Origin of the sequence: Burkholderia sp. MSMB1078WGS (assembly GCF_001528895.1) — a bacterium.
Taxonomy (GTDB): domain Bacteria; phylum Pseudomonadota; class Gammaproteobacteria; order Burkholderiales; family Burkholderiaceae; genus Burkholderia.
Genome location: NZ_LPDI01000062.1, coordinates 1 through 14122 on the forward strand (window position 1 = coordinate 1; position 14122 = coordinate 14122).

The following is a 14122-nucleotide window of genomic DNA, read 5'->3' on the forward strand; positions in this document are numbered from 1 at the left end:
CGGGAAGAACACCTTGCCGAGCGTGACGGCGATATAGCTGTAGACGCCGAAGTCGAACCATTCCATCGCATTGCCGAACGCCATCGCGCCGACCGCGCGCTTGAGGACGGCAGGGTCAACGATCGTGATGTCGTCCAGCTTGACGGACTTGCGCGAAGGCCGGGCTTTCGCGGGGTGCGCTTGCGACGGGCTCAATGAACTCTCCTGGAATTGCCTTGGCAACCGGCCGGCGGGAATGCGGCGAGGTCGTGCGGACCGACGGACAGCGAAGGCGGATGTCTCGGGGATGCCTCGAAGCCGGTGGCGTGACGCGCGCGGCGGACGACACCGGGCAGGTGTGTTGTGCGAACCAGTTTAGAGAAACGGGCGCGAGCGGCTATCGGTCATGCGCCCGGAAACCGGTGGTAAACGACACGCCCGGGGGAGCGGCGCCAATGGCGCCCCGCCGGGCGGAGGCGCGGCGTGGATGGTCATCTCGCCATTCATTTCGCCATTCGCCGGCGCGCGGATACCAGCAATGCGACGAACGCCGCTTCATCCGCCCGCAGGCCACGCGGCGTACGCCGGACCGAGAGCGCGGCGAGCGTGCCCGCCTCGAATGCGTCGAGCACGGCCGGGTGGATGTAGCAGCGGCGGCACACGGCCGGCGTGTTGCGCAGCAGGTCGGCCACCGCGCGCACGGTCTCGACGATCTGCTTGCGGGCATGCGTGACACCGCGATGCTCCACGCGCCGCAGCAATGCGAGCGCGTGCACGCTGCCGGCCCAGGTCCGGTAGTCCTTTGCGGTGAAATCGGCGCCGCCGGCCTCGCGCAGGTAGTCGTTCACGTCGGACGACCCGACCGGATGGCGTGCGCCGTCGTCGTCCACATACTGGAACAACTCGTGACCGGGCAGCTCCGCGCAACGCCGCACGATGCGCGCGACCCGCGCGTCGTCGACCGTCACGTCGTGCTCGATCCCGCTCTTGCCGGCGAAGCGCAGCCGCACCTGGCCAGGCTGGATCTTCAGATGGCGCTTGCGCAGCGTCGTCAGCCCGTACGAGCCGTTTTCGCGCGCATATTCCGCGTTGCCGATCCGCGCGAGCGTCGTGTCGAGCAAGCGGACGATCGTCGCCACGACCTTGTCGCGCGGCATGCCCGGCAACGCCAGATCGCGCGCGACGCGCGCGCGGATGCGCGGCAGCGCCCGCGCGAACGCGGCCATCCGCGCGTACTTGTTCGCATCGCGGGTCGCGCGCCACTGCGGGTGATAACGATACTGCTTGCGGCCGCGCGCGTCGCGGCCCGTTGCCTGCAGATGGCCGAGCGGATCCATGCAAATCCAGACGTCGGTGTACGCGGGCGGAATCGCAAGCGCGTCGATGCGGGCGATTTCGTCGGGATCGCGAACCCGCGCACCGTCCGGCCCGTAATACGCAAAGCCGTGGCGAAGCCGCCGGCGCGTGTAGCCGGGGCGACGGTCGTCGACATGGCGCAGTGCCGCGATAGCGCTCGAAGCGGGCTGCTTCATGTCGCGAGGCGCCGGCCGGCGGCGACGTCGGTGCGCGGCGACCCGCGCTCACGGGCGGCGATCATGCTCGTCTCCTTTGGGTTCGCGTGATGGGCGGGAGCCTGGCATGGGGTGCGAACCGCCATTGCGGCGAGCAAGAATCGTGCGCCGTGCCGCACGGCCGATCCGGCGGGTTAGGTGTTTATACGTATGTCGATTCCGGCATCGCCTCAATCCAATATTTCATTGGAAGGTTATCGGACTTGTTCCTAGACTGATGCGGGGCTTGTATACCGCGCCGACCGGACACACCGGCCGGCACAGCCCGATCCGCGCCAGCGCCACGCAGAAACACAACAGCGCCGCGGCACACAACGACATCATCGGAGACGGACCATGACATTCATCAGGAAGCTGGCGGCTACCGCGATCGTCGCGGCGACGGCGGCGTTGGCCACCGGCGCGCACGCGCAGCAAAAGCCGATCACGCTCGGGTTCTCGCAGGTCGGCGCCGAAAGCGCATGGCGCACCGCGAACACCGTGTCGGTGAAGAGCGCGGCGAAGGACGCCGGCATCAACCTGAAGTTTTCCGACGCGCAGCAGAAGCAGGAGAACCAGATTCGCGCGATCCGCTCGTTCATCGCGCAGAAGGTCGACGTGATCGCGTTCTCGCCGGTCGTCGAATCGGGCTGGGAGCCCGTGCTGACCGAGGCGAAGGCCGCGCATATTCCGGTGATCCTGACCGACCGCGCGGTCGACGTGAAGGACCCGTCGCTGTACGTGACGATGATCGGCTCCGACTTCCTCGAGGAAGGGCGGCGCGCCGGCCACTGGATGGAAGAGCGTTACAAGAACGACGCGGGCCCGATCAACATCGTCGAGCTGCAGGGCACGGTCGGCTCCGCGCCGGCCAACGATCGCCGCGCAGGCCTGCTCGAAGTGATCAAGAACAACCCGAAATTCAAGGTGATCGCGTCGCAGAGCGGCGACTTCACGCTCGCCGGCGGCAAGCAGGTGATGGAAGCGTTCGCGAAGACCTACGGCAAGCAGATCAACGTCGTCTACGCGCACAACGACGACATGGCGCTCGGCGCGATCCAGGCGATGGAAGAGGCCGGGATCAAGCCCGGCAAGGACGTGAGCGTCGTGTCGTTCGACGCGACCAAGGGCGGCTTCCAGGCGATGATCGCGGGCAAGATCAACGTCGACGTCGAATGCAGCCCGCTGCTCGGCCCGCAACTGATGAGCGCGGTGAAGGACGTCGTCGCCGGCAAGCAGTTGCCCAAGCGCATCGTGACCAACGAGACGGTGTTCCCGATGAACGTCGCGGCGCAGGTGCTGCCGACCCGGAAGTACTGACCTGTGCGCACGGGCGGCGGCCTGACGGCCACCGTCCGGCGACGCTTCGACGGAGGATGCATGGAGAGTGCGCCGGTGGTCGAGATGATCGGCATCGACAAGTCGTTTCCGGGCGTCAGCGCGCTGCAGCGCGTGGACTTCCGGCTGTTTCCGGGCGAGATCCACGCGCTGATGGGCCAGAACGGCGCGGGCAAGTCGACGCTGATCAACGTGCTCACCGGCGTGCATGCGCACGATGCGGGCGAGATTCGCGTCGGCGGCCGGCCCGTGCGCTTTGCCGCGCCGCGCGAGGCCGAGGCGGCCGGCATTCAGACGCTGTATCAGGAAGTGAACCTGTGCGCGAACCTGTCGGTCGCCGAGAACATCTTCGCGGGCCGGCAGCCGATGCGGCGCGGCGCGATCGACTGGAACACGATCCATGCGCGCGCGCGGGCGGCGCTCGCCGAACTCGACCTGTCGCTCGACGTCACGCGCTCGCTCGATGCGTATCCGATCGCGGTGCAGCAGATGGTTGCGATCGCGCGTGCGGTGTCGGTCGACGCTCGCGTGCTGATTCTCGACGAGCCGACCTCGAGCCTCGATGACGGCGAGGTCGCGCGGCTGTTCGACGTGTTGCGCCGGCTGAAGGGGTCGGGCATCGCGATTCTGTTCGTCACGCATTTTCTCGAGCAGACCTATGCGGTGTCCGACCGGATCACCGTGATGCGCAACGGCGAGCGCGAAGGCGAGTACCTTGCGCGCGACCTGCCGGTCGACGCGCTGGTCGCGAAGATGACCGGTCGCGAGCGCATGTCCGACACGCTGCAGGCCGGCGCCGCGGCGGTCGAGCGCACCGCCGCGGCCGCTGCGCCGTTCCTGTCGATGCAGCGGGTCGGCCGGCGCGGGATGATGAGCGCGCTCGATCTCGACGTGCGCCCCGGCGAGATCGTCGGGCTGGCCGGGCTGCTCGGCTCGGGCCGCACCGAAACGGCGCAGCTGGCGTTCGCCGCGGCGCGCCCGGATACCGGCGCGATCGAGATCGACGGCGCGCGCAAGCGGCTCGCGTCGCCGCACGATGCGGTGCGCAACGGCATCGCGTATTGCCCGGAAGACCGCAAGAAGGAGGGCATCGTCGCCGCGCTGTCGATCCGCGAGAACATCGTCCTCGCGCTGCAGGCGCGGCGCGGCTGGTGGCGGCTGATCGGGCGGGCACGGCAGCGCGAGATCGCCGACACGTACATCGCCCGGCTCGGCATCAAGGCGCGCGACGCGGAGCAGCCGATCGGGCTGCTGTCGGGCGGCAACCAGCAGAAGGTGCTGCTCGCGCGCTGGCTCGCGACGGACCCGAAGCTGCTGATTCTCGACGAGCCGACGCGCGGCATCGACGTCGCCGCGAAGTTCGACATCATGGAGCGCGTGCTCGCGCTGTGCGCGCAGGGGCTCGCGATCCTGTTCATCTCGTCGGAGATCGGCGAGGTCGTGCGCGTGAGCCACCGGATCGCGGTGCTGCGCGACCGGCGCAAGGTCGCAGAGCTGTCCGGCGCCGACGCGTCCGAAGAGCAGGTTTACCGGTTGATCGCGGGAGGCCAGTCATGACGTGGCTACGCACGCTGTTTCGTCATTCGCTCGCGTGGCCGGTGCTGACGCTCGCGCTGCTGTTCGCGCTGGACGTCGCGCATCGTCCCGGCTTCCTGTCCATCGCGCTGCTCGACGGCCATCTGTTCGGCGCGCCGATCGACATCCTGAACCGCGCGGCGCCGCTCGTGATCGTGTCGCTCGGGATGACGCTCGTGATCGCGACGCGCGGGATCGACATCTCGGTCGGCGCGATCGTCGCGATCGCCGGCGCGGCGGCCGCGACCGTGCTCGAGGCGGACCCGTCGCGGGTCGGCGCGGCGCTGGCCGCCGCGCTCGGCGTCGGGCTGCTGGCCGGTGCGTGGAACGGGCTGCTCGTCGCGTTCGTCGGGATGCAGCCGATCATCGCGACGCTGATCCTGATGGTGGCCGGGCGCGGCGTCGCGCAACTACTGACGGGCGGCCAGATCATCCCGATCGGCGCGCCGGGCTACCTCGCGCTCGGCGGCGGCTATCTCGCGACCGTGCCGTGCGCGGTATGGATCGCGCTCGCGACGATCGGCGCGACCGCGCTGCTGGTGAACCGCACGGCGCTCGGGCTGTTCATTCGCGCGATCGGCGTGAACCCGGTCGCGACGCGGCTCGTCGGGCTGCGATCGGGCGCGGTCGTGTTCGGCGTGTATCTGTGCTCGGGCGTGATGTCGGCGCTTGCGGGCATCCTCGCGAGCTCGAACGTGCGCAGCGCCGACGGCAACAACGCGGGGCTGCTGCTCGAACTCGACGCGATCCTCGCGGTCACGCTCGGCGGGACGTCGCTGCTCGGCGGCCGCTTCAGTCTCGCCGGCTCGGTGCTCGGCGCGCTGATCATCCAGACGCTCACCTACACGACCTATTCGATCGGCGTGCCGCCGGAGGCGACGCTCGTCGTCAAGGCGGTCGTCGTGATCGTCGTGACGCTGATCCAGTCGGACGCGGCGCGTGCGCTGCTCGTCCGGTACGCGTCGCGGCTGCTGCCTTCCGCGCGATCGCGCGCCACCACCACCGGAGCAACGCCGCGATGAACCGTTTCCTTGGCCGGCTCGCCGATCCGCGCACGCTGCCGATCGTCGTGACGATCGTGCTGTTCGTCGCGCTGTTCGGCTTCGGATCCGTGATGTACACGGGCTTTTTCTCGATGCAGGTGCTGACCGGGCTGCTCGTCGACAATGCCTTCCTGCTGATCGTCGCGATCGGGATGACGTTCGTGATCGTGTCGGGCGGCATTGACCTGTCTGTCGGCTCGGTCGTTGCGCTGACAACGATCTTCTGCGCGGTCGGCGCCGAACGGCTGCACTGGCCCGTGTGGGCGATCGTGCCGCTCGCACTTGCGTTCGGCGCGCTGTACGGCGCGGCGATGGGCGCGCTGATCCACTATTTCCGGTTGCAGCCGTTCATCGTCACGCTCGCCGGGATGTTTCTCGCGCGCGGCGCGTGCTTCCTGATCACGACGCAGTCGATCACGATCAACGAGCCGGCGTTCCATGCGATTGCGGGCATCAGCGTGCCGGTCGGCGGCGGCACGCTGAGCGCCGGTGCGCTGATCGCGCTCGCGACGCTGGCCGTCGCGATCTACGTCGCGCATTTCACGCGCTTCGGCCGCAACGTCTATGCGGTCGGCGGCAACGAACGCTCGGCGCTGCTGATGGGCTTGCCGGTCGCGCGCACGAAGATCGGCGTCTACGCGCTGAGCGGCTTCTGTTCGGCCCTCGGCGGCGTGGTGTTCACGCTGTACGTGCTGTCGGGCTACGGGCTGCAGGCGCAGGGAATGGAGCTCGACGCGATCGCCGCGACCGTGATCGGCGGTACGCTGCTGACGGGCGGCGTGGGCTACGTGATCGGCTCGGTGTTCGGGGTCGGCATCCTCGGCACGATCCAGGTGCTGATCACGTTCGACGGCACGCTGAGTTCCTGGTGGACGCGGATCGTGATCGGCGCGCTGCTGTGCGTGTTCTGCGTGCTGCAGCGGGTCATCGAGCGGCACGCGGCGCGGCGCCGCACCGGCGGCACGGGGCTCGGCGCGCAGCGGCCGACGCACGCCGCCCCCGCGCGGCCGGCGCCGCCCGAAGAAGACATCGCGCTGGTATCGACGATGCGGCGCTCGTAGCGGGACGTGCGGCGGAACGATGTGCGCGGCGCCGTCAGGCCGTGCCGGCCGCGTCCGCCTCGGTGTCGAACGGCGTATCGGCGACGCGCATGCGTTTCAGCGAGCCGGCCAGTTTTTCGATCGCGTGCAGGTCCAGCGCATCGAGGTGCTCGCGCATTTCCTGCACGAACGGCGCATGGTCCGGCTCGTCCGCATACTGGCCGAGCCATTCCTCGATATCGGTCAGCCGGCCTTCGCCGGCGAGCGCGATCAGCTCGGCGAGCGCGTCGGCGGGCGGGCTGCGCATCGCGGGCGCGGCGCTGGCCGGTTCTGCTTCGTCGGCGGGGTGAAACCGCCTGACGAGCCCCGACACCGGCACGAGCGCATGACCGAGGGCTGGCGCGTCGACGGCGAACGAGAACGTCGTGCCGCTTCCCGGCTGGCTCGCGACGGACAGCTCGCCGCCCATCACGGCGACGATGCGCTGCGCGATGAACAGGCCGAGCCCGGTGCCGCCGTTCACCGCCTGCACCTGCTGGTACGCGCGGAAGATGTCGGTGGTTGCGGTGATGTCGATGCCGATGCCCGTATCGGCGACCTCGAACAGCAGGCGCCATGCATCGCCTTCGCGCGACGCGTGAACCGACAGCGTGACCGTGCCGTTGCGCGTGAATTTCGATGCGTTGGACAGCAGGTTCAGCAGCACCTGTTGCAGCCGGATGCCGTCGATCAGCACCGTGCGCGGCAACGGCGTGACCGGCTGATAGACGAACCGGTTGTCCTGCTGCGAACACAGCGCGAGCGCGTAGTGGCCGATGTCGTCCAGCAGCCCCGGCAGGTCGGTGCGGTCGGGCGCGACGCCGAGCGGCTGGAGTTCGGCCTTCGTGAACGCGAGCAATTCGTCGATCAGCGCGAGCTGGTAGCGGATGCTGCGGTCGATCGACCGGATCAGCCGCGCCTGGCTGCGCGTCGCGCCTTGCAGCAGCAGCTTCGCGTAGCCGTTGATCGTCGACAGCGGCGCGCGCAGATCGTGGCTGACGTAGCCGAGCGTCTCGATCTTCTGCTGCATGTGCGTTTTCGACTGCTGCAACGCATCGTTGAGCGCAACCGTGCGCCGCGCGACCTCGTCGCGCAGCCGATCCTGCTCGGTGAGCTGCCAGTGTTCGAGCCGCTTGCGTGCCTCGGTGCGCTGACGGCCCACGTGGTGAATCCACGCGGCCAGCACCAGCAGGTGCGTCGCGAGCCCGATGATCGCGATGACGGGGTTCGGATAGACGTCGGACCGGATCCACGACAGCACGGGCGGCAATGCATCGCGGCCGTCGAGCATGCGGATCAGCATGTTGAACGTCGCGAACGCGACCGCGATCAGCATCACGCGGGCCGTCGGCGTGCGCCGGATCGCGAGCATCAACGCCAGGCTGATGTTCACGATCGCGAGCACGGTGTTCAGCCACAGGCAGAACCACGCGAAGGTCGCCAGATCGCCGAACGCCGCACCGGCTATCCCCGCGCATTCGAGCGCGAGAAACACCACGTACACCGCGCGCATCGGCATCTTCGCCTTCTCGCGATGCGCGACCATCAGGATGAAGACGATGAAGCAGGCGACCGACAGATACGCGAAGATCGTTTCGCCTCGCGTCGACCACTCGCGCGCGCCGGGCGACAGGAGCATCGCGAGATAGCCGCGGTATGCCGCTTCGAACAGCGCGGTGTTGAGGGCCAGTGTGGCCAGCACGTGGAACACCCCGCTGCGCGAGAAAAAGCCGATCAGCAGCGCGCACCAGACGAGCGCGAGCAGCCCGCCGAAGAATCCGAAGTTCCACATCGACGCGTGCAACTCCTGCGCGATCCACGCGTCGCGGGTGAACGCGACCGGCGCAAGGCGCATTTCCTTGCGCGATGTGATGCGGATCAGCACGGGAAGCCGTTCGCCCGCGCGCAGCGTGACGTCGAGGGTCGGGTAGCGCGACGGCGCGTCGCGCGCGTCGCCGCGATCGGTCGGGAAGCTGCGCTCGAGCGTCCATTGACCGTGCCGGTCGACGTAGAAATCGGCCCGGTCGACGCGCGCGTCGCGAATCGCCAGCACCAGCGGGTGCGTGTCGCCGTCGCGGTTGATCAGCGTCGCGCGGACCCACCAGGCCGAGCGCGAAAACGTCACGTTGAATGCAGTGCGGGCCGTGGCGGCTGCGTGACGCGACGGCTCGGCGAGCCGGGCGGCGACCTCGTCGACGGACAGCGTCGTGCCGGCGTCTTCGAAAACCGATACGGCTTCGAGTTGTGCAGGATTCGGCGTCGTTGCGGCGCTCGCCGTCGCGCACGTGACGGCCAGCGCCGCCAGAAGCAGGAGCAACGTGCAACATTCCGCCGCCCATGCCGCGCAGTGCCTACGCATCGCCGTGGCGCCCCCCCGGTGCGGCCGGCGCGTCGACCGCGTGACGCTGGCGCCGCCAGTCGGACGGCGTGATGCCGAAGCGTTCGCGGAACGCCGTCGCGAAATTGCCGGGGGTGGAAAAGCCGATTTCCTCGGCGATGTCGCCGATCCCCATCGACGTTTCCGACAGGAAATGCATCGCGGCGCGCAGCCGCGTGTCGCGCAGGTACTCGAATACGGTCTGGCCGAGATGGTCGCGGAACGCGCGCGACAGCCGTTTTTCGTGCGTGCCGACCTGCTTCGCGAGATCCTCGAGGGCCGGTGGATGGCGCAGGTCGCGCAGCAGCACGTCGCTTGCCGCGCGCACGAGCGCCGCGTCGCGGTTGTCGGGCAATTCGGGCAGGTGCGCGAATGGCTGGCTGCGTCGCACGCGCTTCAGGTGATTGCGGATTCGCGCGATGACTTCCGCCGGTTCGAACGGCTTGACGATGTAGTCGATCGCCCCCGTTTCGAGCCCCGCGATGCGATCCTCGAGATCGCCGGCGGCCGTCAGGATGATCACCGGAATGGATTGCGTCGACGGGGTGGACGCCAGCAGCCGGCTCGCGGCGAAACCGTCCATGCGCGGCATGCGGACGTCCATCAGGATCAGATCGGGCGCGATGGCCTGCGCACGATGATAGGCCTGCAGCCCGTCGAACGCGACGCTGATCCGGCACTGCGCGGTGCGCAGGATTTCGGTCAGGAGCCGCAGGTCGTTCGGGCGGTCGTCGACGATGAGAACATGGGCGCCGGCGAGATCCGGCGTGGTGCGTGGCGACGCCGAACTGGACAAGCGGGATGACATGGTTGCGAACGCGTTGGAAGGGGAGTGGCCTGTCAGGTCGGAGGCATCGCAATCTGTACGATTGTTGCAAAAAATTATATGTCGACAACAGCGTCGAAGGTGGGATTTCGTGCGGCGCGTGTGGGCTTGTCGCATGGGCATCGTAGGTGCGCGGCGGTGTGGCCCGCTTTCCCGGAAAATGAATCGGAAAAATGTGCCGAATCTATTCGTAAAATTACGGTCGTTATTTCCGGTTTAATGATTTCATGGGTGAAAATGGCCCGTCTGATGAATTGACGCTTGCGGTGTCGAAATTCGCTGGAGGCCGCGTAAATCGAATTATCCGATTCATTGTCGATCGACTGAATTCGACGTAATGCCGGTGGGTATTCATGTTTACGGAAAAATCGGATTTCCTGCAAATATGTATGAATGTAAATGCTGTCCGCTACGGAAAAGTATTTTTCCGCTACGGAAAAGGTTTGTTTGGACAAATGTCGGCAAACTAGCCCCAGCGCGGCTGGAATCGGTTCTTTGGACGCTTCCTGCTGCCATCGAAATGGCGGTCGCCGCTGCATCTTCGGGCAGCCAATATCCAATGTCACATTGAATAATGGTATTCCCGGATAATGAGAAGGTGGTTACAAAAGAATAACGGGCACGAGGGTAATGAAGGCGTCATAATTCGCGGAATTTTTAGATATACAAGATGCGCCGTGAAATGACGAGATGGGGCTGGTTGGTGAGGCATCGGGCGAGGAAAATCGTCAGGCAAATTCGATCGATTAATTCGATGCCGGGGTCGTTCGGCGAGTGGCCAGTTTTTTTCCGGAAATCCGGAAAAAAACCGTTGCCGGCCGGACGGAAAGGGGTGAGTGACTTCGCGTGCGCCGCCGGGCGTCTGATCGATCCGGAGGCCGCGCGTGGTGCTCTATCGAATCAGGCGGATACGAAAAATATGAATACGACAAGCATGGCAGGTCGGGGTGTCGGGTCGATCGATCCGGTGCCGGCTGTCAGCGTCAGCGATCCGGCGGCGCATGCCGCAAACCCGGGGACAGGATGGCGCCTTTCGCCGCCTGAATGAAAGACGACGGGCCGCCCGCGATGCGGGCCGGCGTCCGTCCGTTCCGCGTCCGAGCGACGCTTTTCCGAATGAGATTCGAAGTCGCCCTTCGGCGGGTGCGACGGGGTGCGCGCGTGCGGATTCGCGACGCGTCGTGCGCCATGTCGCCGCCGGGCAGGCGATGTCGACTTCCGTGAATCGATAACCGGCGATCGCCATCGCGCATCGTGCCAACGGGCATGCGCGGCGAATCGATCGTGCACTCGCGATGGGTGTCGAGCAACGCTGTTCGTAGTTTTTATTAGTAATGCGAAGTGAGAAGCGGGGGCATCGCGAAGCAGACGAAAGCGGAGAGGGTCCGCGTTTCGCCTGACGCCGCGTTCGCCGTTGCGTCATCCAGCACATGAGAACCGAGGGAACACAAGATGAACAAGTCGTTCAAGTCGATCTGGAACGAAGCATTGGGAGCCTGGGTTGCGGCTTCGGAGCTTGACCGGGCACGCGGCAAGCGGGTGGCGTCGTCGCGGCGCACGGCGGCGCATGCCGCGAGCGCGAGCGGCTCGACGCGTGCGGGCATGCCTTCGCCGCGGCGGCTGGCCATGCTGATGGCGTCCGCATATCTCGCGTTGTTCCATGTGGGCGCACATGCGCAGTACGCACCGGATGGCGGTACCGCGTCGGGCGGCGTGACGGCGATCTCGATCGGCCTCGGTTCGACCGCCGCGCAACAGAATTCCACCGCGGTGGGCAACCTGTCGACGGCGCAGGGCTTGTCGGCCACGGCGCTCGGCCCGGGTGCGCATGCGATGGCCGACGGTTCGACGGCCGTCGGCATCAACTCGCAAGCGAACGGTGTCAACAGCGTGGCGATGGGCGTGCAGGCGATCGGCTCGGGTCCCTATGCGGTCGCGATCGGCAACCTGTCGAGCGCGACCCAAAGCGGCGCGGTCGCGATGGGCAGCGGCGCCGCGGCGACCGGCGTTTCCGCCGTCGGGTTGGGCAACAACGCGCTGGCGTCCGGCCAGTACGCGGCGGCGATGGGGCTCGGTGCCAGTGCGGCGGGCGCGCAGAGCGTCTCGCTCGGCTATGCGTCGCATGCCACGGACACGGGCTCGGTCGCACTCGGCAACCAGGCGACCAGTTCGGGCGCGGCAGGCGTGGCCGTCGGCAGCGGGGCGCTGGCGACCGGTAATTCCGGCGTCGCGATGGGCGTCAACAGCGGCGCGAAGGGCACCTCGTCGATTGCGATCGGCTGGGGCGGCACCGCGGGCGTGCCCGGCTCGGGCACGCAGTCGCTCGGCACGAGCTCGATCGCGATGGGCTCGAACACGAGTGCCGGCGCGGACAATGCGCTGGCATTCGGCCTGAACGCCAATGCGTCGGGTCTCAGTTCGATCGCGACGGGCGTGCAGGCGACCGCGACGCAGCAGTTCGCGACCGCGCTCGGCAATCTGGCGCTGGCGACCGGCGTTTCCTCCAGCGCGCTGGGGCCCGGCGCGACGGCGTCTGCGACGAATGCGACGGCGATCGGCATCAACAGCGTCGCGGCTGCCGGCTCGACCGTCGCGATCGGCGATTCCAACTCGGTCGCCGCAACCGCCGGTGCGGGTTCGATCGCAGGCGGCAACGCGTCGAAGGTGCTCGGCGGCACGGGCGCCGTCGCGCTCGGCTTCGGCCAGACCGTGAGCGGCAACGGCGCGGTCGCGATCGGCGATCCGAGCAGCGCGATCGGCACCGGCGCGGTCACGATGGGTTCGAACAACACCGCGAACGGCGACGGCGCGGTGGCGATCGGCAATACCAACAACGCGCAGGGCACGGGTTCGCTGGCGCTCGGCAATACGTCGACCGCAGCGGCGGCGGGGGCGGTCGCGTTCGGCGCATCGGCCGTGGCTAACAACGCAAACGATGTCGCGCTCGGCTCGGGATCGACGACGGCCGCGCCGAATCCGACGGCCAGCGCGGTCATCGGCGGCGTCACGTACAACTTCAACGGCATCAACCCGACCAGCGTCGTCAGCGTCGGCAAAGCGGGCAGCGAGCGCCAGATCACCAACGTCGCGGCCGGGCGCATCGATTCGTCGAGCACGGACGCGATCAACGGGTCGCAACTCGCGGCGACGAACACGGCACTCGATTCGCTGTCCACGTCGACGGCGTCGAGCATCACGTCGCTGTCGACCGGGGTTTCGTCGTTGTCGACGGGCCTTAGTTCGACCAATAGCGCGGTGACGTCGTTGTCGACTTCGACGTCGACCGGCATCAGTTCACTGTCCACCGGTCTCAGCTCGACCAACAGCACGGTGACGTCGTTGTCGACTTCGACGTCGACCGGCATCGGTTCCCTATCGACCGGCCTGAGCTCGACCGACAGCACGGTCACGTCGCTGTCGACGTCCACGTCGACGGGCCTGTCGTCAGCCAATAGTTCGATCGCGTCGCTTTCCACGTCGACCTCGACGGGTATCGGTTCGTTGTCCACAGGGCTGAGCTCGACCGACAGCACGGTGACGTCGCTGTCGACTTCCACATCGACGGGTCTGTCGTCGGCCAATAGTTCGATCGCGTCGCTGTCCACGTCGACGTCCACGGGCATCGGTTCGCTGTCCACCGGCCTGAGCTCGACCAACAGCACGGTGACGTCGTTGTCCACGTCGACCTCGACGGTCGTCGGTTCGCTTTCCACCGGCTTGAGTTCGACCAACAGCACGGTGACGTCGTTGTCCACGTCGACCTCGACGGGTATCAGTTCGCTGTCCACTGGCCTGAGTTCGACCAACAGCACGGTGACATCGTTGTCCACGTCGACCTCGACGGGCATCAGCTCGCTGTCCACCGGCCTGAGCGCGACGAACAGCAACCTGACGTCGCTGTCCACGTCGACGTCGACCGTCGTCGGCTCGCTGTCCACCGGCTTGAGCTCGACCAACAGTTCGATCACGTCGCTGTCCACGTCGACCTCGACGATCGTCGGTTCGCTCTCCACCGGCCTGAGCTCGACGAACAGCAACCTGACCTCGCTGTCGACCGCCACGTCGACCGGGATCAGTTCGCTGTCGACGGGCTTGAGCTCGATCACGAACAACAACACGAACCTCGGCAACAGCACGGCCGGCGCGATCGGCGGCGGCGCTACCTACGATCCGACCACCGGCGCGATCTCGGCGCCGTCGTACGTGACGTACAACAGCGACGGTTCCACGACGATCAACAACAACGTCGGCTCGGCGATCGACAACATCAACGCGCACGGCATCAAGTACTTCCATGCGAATTCGACCGCACCGGACAGCCAGGCGGTGGGCGTCGACAGCGTCGCGATCGGCCC

Annotated in this window: 8 protein-coding genes and 1 pseudogene; 5 read left to right on the top strand and 4 right to left on the bottom strand. The window is 67.2% G+C overall.

The genetic code is table 11. The annotated features are described in order from the left end of the window. Positions 1 to 195, bottom strand: a pseudogene (locus WT24_RS16055) (MFS transporter); the annotation flags it as partial. Positions 196 to 482: 287 nt separating this feature from the next. After that, positions 483 to 1511: a DNA topoisomerase IB gene (locus tag WT24_RS16060; protein ID WP_059506326.1), complete on the bottom strand. Its 1029-nt coding sequence runs from the start codon at positions 1509 to 1511 to the stop codon at positions 483 to 485. A gap of 375 nt (positions 1512 to 1886) precedes the next feature. Between WT24_RS16060 and WT24_RS16065 the strand changes: the two genes are divergently transcribed. The 4 genes from WT24_RS16065 to yjfF are packed head-to-tail and all read left to right on the top strand — an operon-like array spanning position 1887 to position 6546. Continuing rightward, positions 1887 to 2849 (top strand): ABC transporter substrate-binding protein, encoded by a 963-nt coding sequence (locus tag WT24_RS16065; RefSeq protein WP_059506329.1) that lies wholly within the window; start codon positions 1887 to 1889, stop codon positions 2847 to 2849. 60 nt (positions 2850 to 2909) lie between these two features. Further along, complete coding sequence (locus tag WT24_RS16070; protein ID WP_060034754.1) at positions 2910 to 4424, top strand: sugar ABC transporter ATP-binding protein; 1515 nt, start codon at positions 2910 to 2912, stop codon at positions 4422 to 4424. After that, a complete protein-coding gene (locus tag WT24_RS16075) occupies positions 4421 to 5464 on the top strand; it encodes an ABC transporter permease (RefSeq protein ID WP_060034758.1) in 1044 nt (347 codons plus the stop codon). Before WT24_RS16070 ends, WT24_RS16075 begins: the two co-directional genes overlap by 4 nt. Continuing rightward, positions 5461 to 6546 carry a galactofuranose ABC transporter, permease protein YjfF gene (gene yjfF / locus WT24_RS16080; RefSeq protein ID WP_034208984.1) on the top strand — a complete coding sequence of 362 codons (1086 nt, stop codon included), beginning with the start codon at positions 5461 to 5463 and terminating at the stop codon, positions 6544 to 6546. The genes WT24_RS16075 and yjfF overlap by 4 nt, the downstream gene beginning before the upstream one ends. 34 nt (positions 6547 to 6580) lie before the next feature. On the opposite strand, the gene WT24_RS16085 is transcribed toward yjfF, so the two are convergent. Next, positions 6581 to 8923: a sensor histidine kinase gene (locus WT24_RS16085; protein WP_060034761.1), complete on the bottom strand. Its 2343-nt coding sequence runs from the start codon at positions 8921 to 8923 to the stop codon at positions 6581 to 6583. Then, positions 8916 to 9749, bottom strand: a complete 834-nt coding sequence (locus tag WT24_RS16090; protein ID WP_059506342.1) for a response regulator — start codon at positions 9747 to 9749, stop codon at positions 8916 to 8918. The genes WT24_RS16085 and WT24_RS16090 overlap by 8 nt, the downstream gene beginning before the upstream one ends. A 1470-nt stretch (positions 9750 to 11219) precedes the next feature. On the opposite strand from WT24_RS16090, the gene WT24_RS16095 reads away from it, so the two are divergent. Beyond that, the coding region (locus WT24_RS16095) for an ESPR-type extended signal peptide-containing protein (RefSeq protein WP_060034763.1) at positions 11220 to 14122 on the top strand (2903 nt) is incomplete at its 3' end.

Coding starts and splice junctions, on each gene's coding strand:
- WT24_RS16065 (WP_059506329.1), top strand. CDS start 1,887: ATGACATTCATCAGGAAGCTGGCGGCTACCGCGATCGTCGCGGCGACG.
- yjfF (WP_034208984.1), top strand. CDS start 5,461: ATGAACCGTTTCCTTGGCCGGCTCGCCGATCCGCGCACGCTGCCGATC.
- WT24_RS16090 (WP_059506342.1), bottom strand. CDS start 9,749: ATGTCATCCCGCTTGTCCAGTTCGGCGTCGCCACGCACCACGCCGGAT.
- WT24_RS16070 (WP_060034754.1), top strand. CDS start 2,910: ATGGAGAGTGCGCCGGTGGTCGAGATGATCGGCATCGACAAGTCGTTT.
- WT24_RS16060 (WP_059506326.1), bottom strand. CDS start 1,511: ATGAAGCAGCCCGCTTCGAGCGCTATCGCGGCACTGCGCCATGTCGAC.
- WT24_RS16075 (WP_060034758.1), top strand. CDS start 4,421: ATGACGTGGCTACGCACGCTGTTTCGTCATTCGCTCGCGTGGCCGGTG.
- WT24_RS16085 (WP_060034761.1), bottom strand. CDS start 8,923: ATGCGTAGGCACTGCGCGGCATGGGCGGCGGAATGTTGCACGTTGCTC.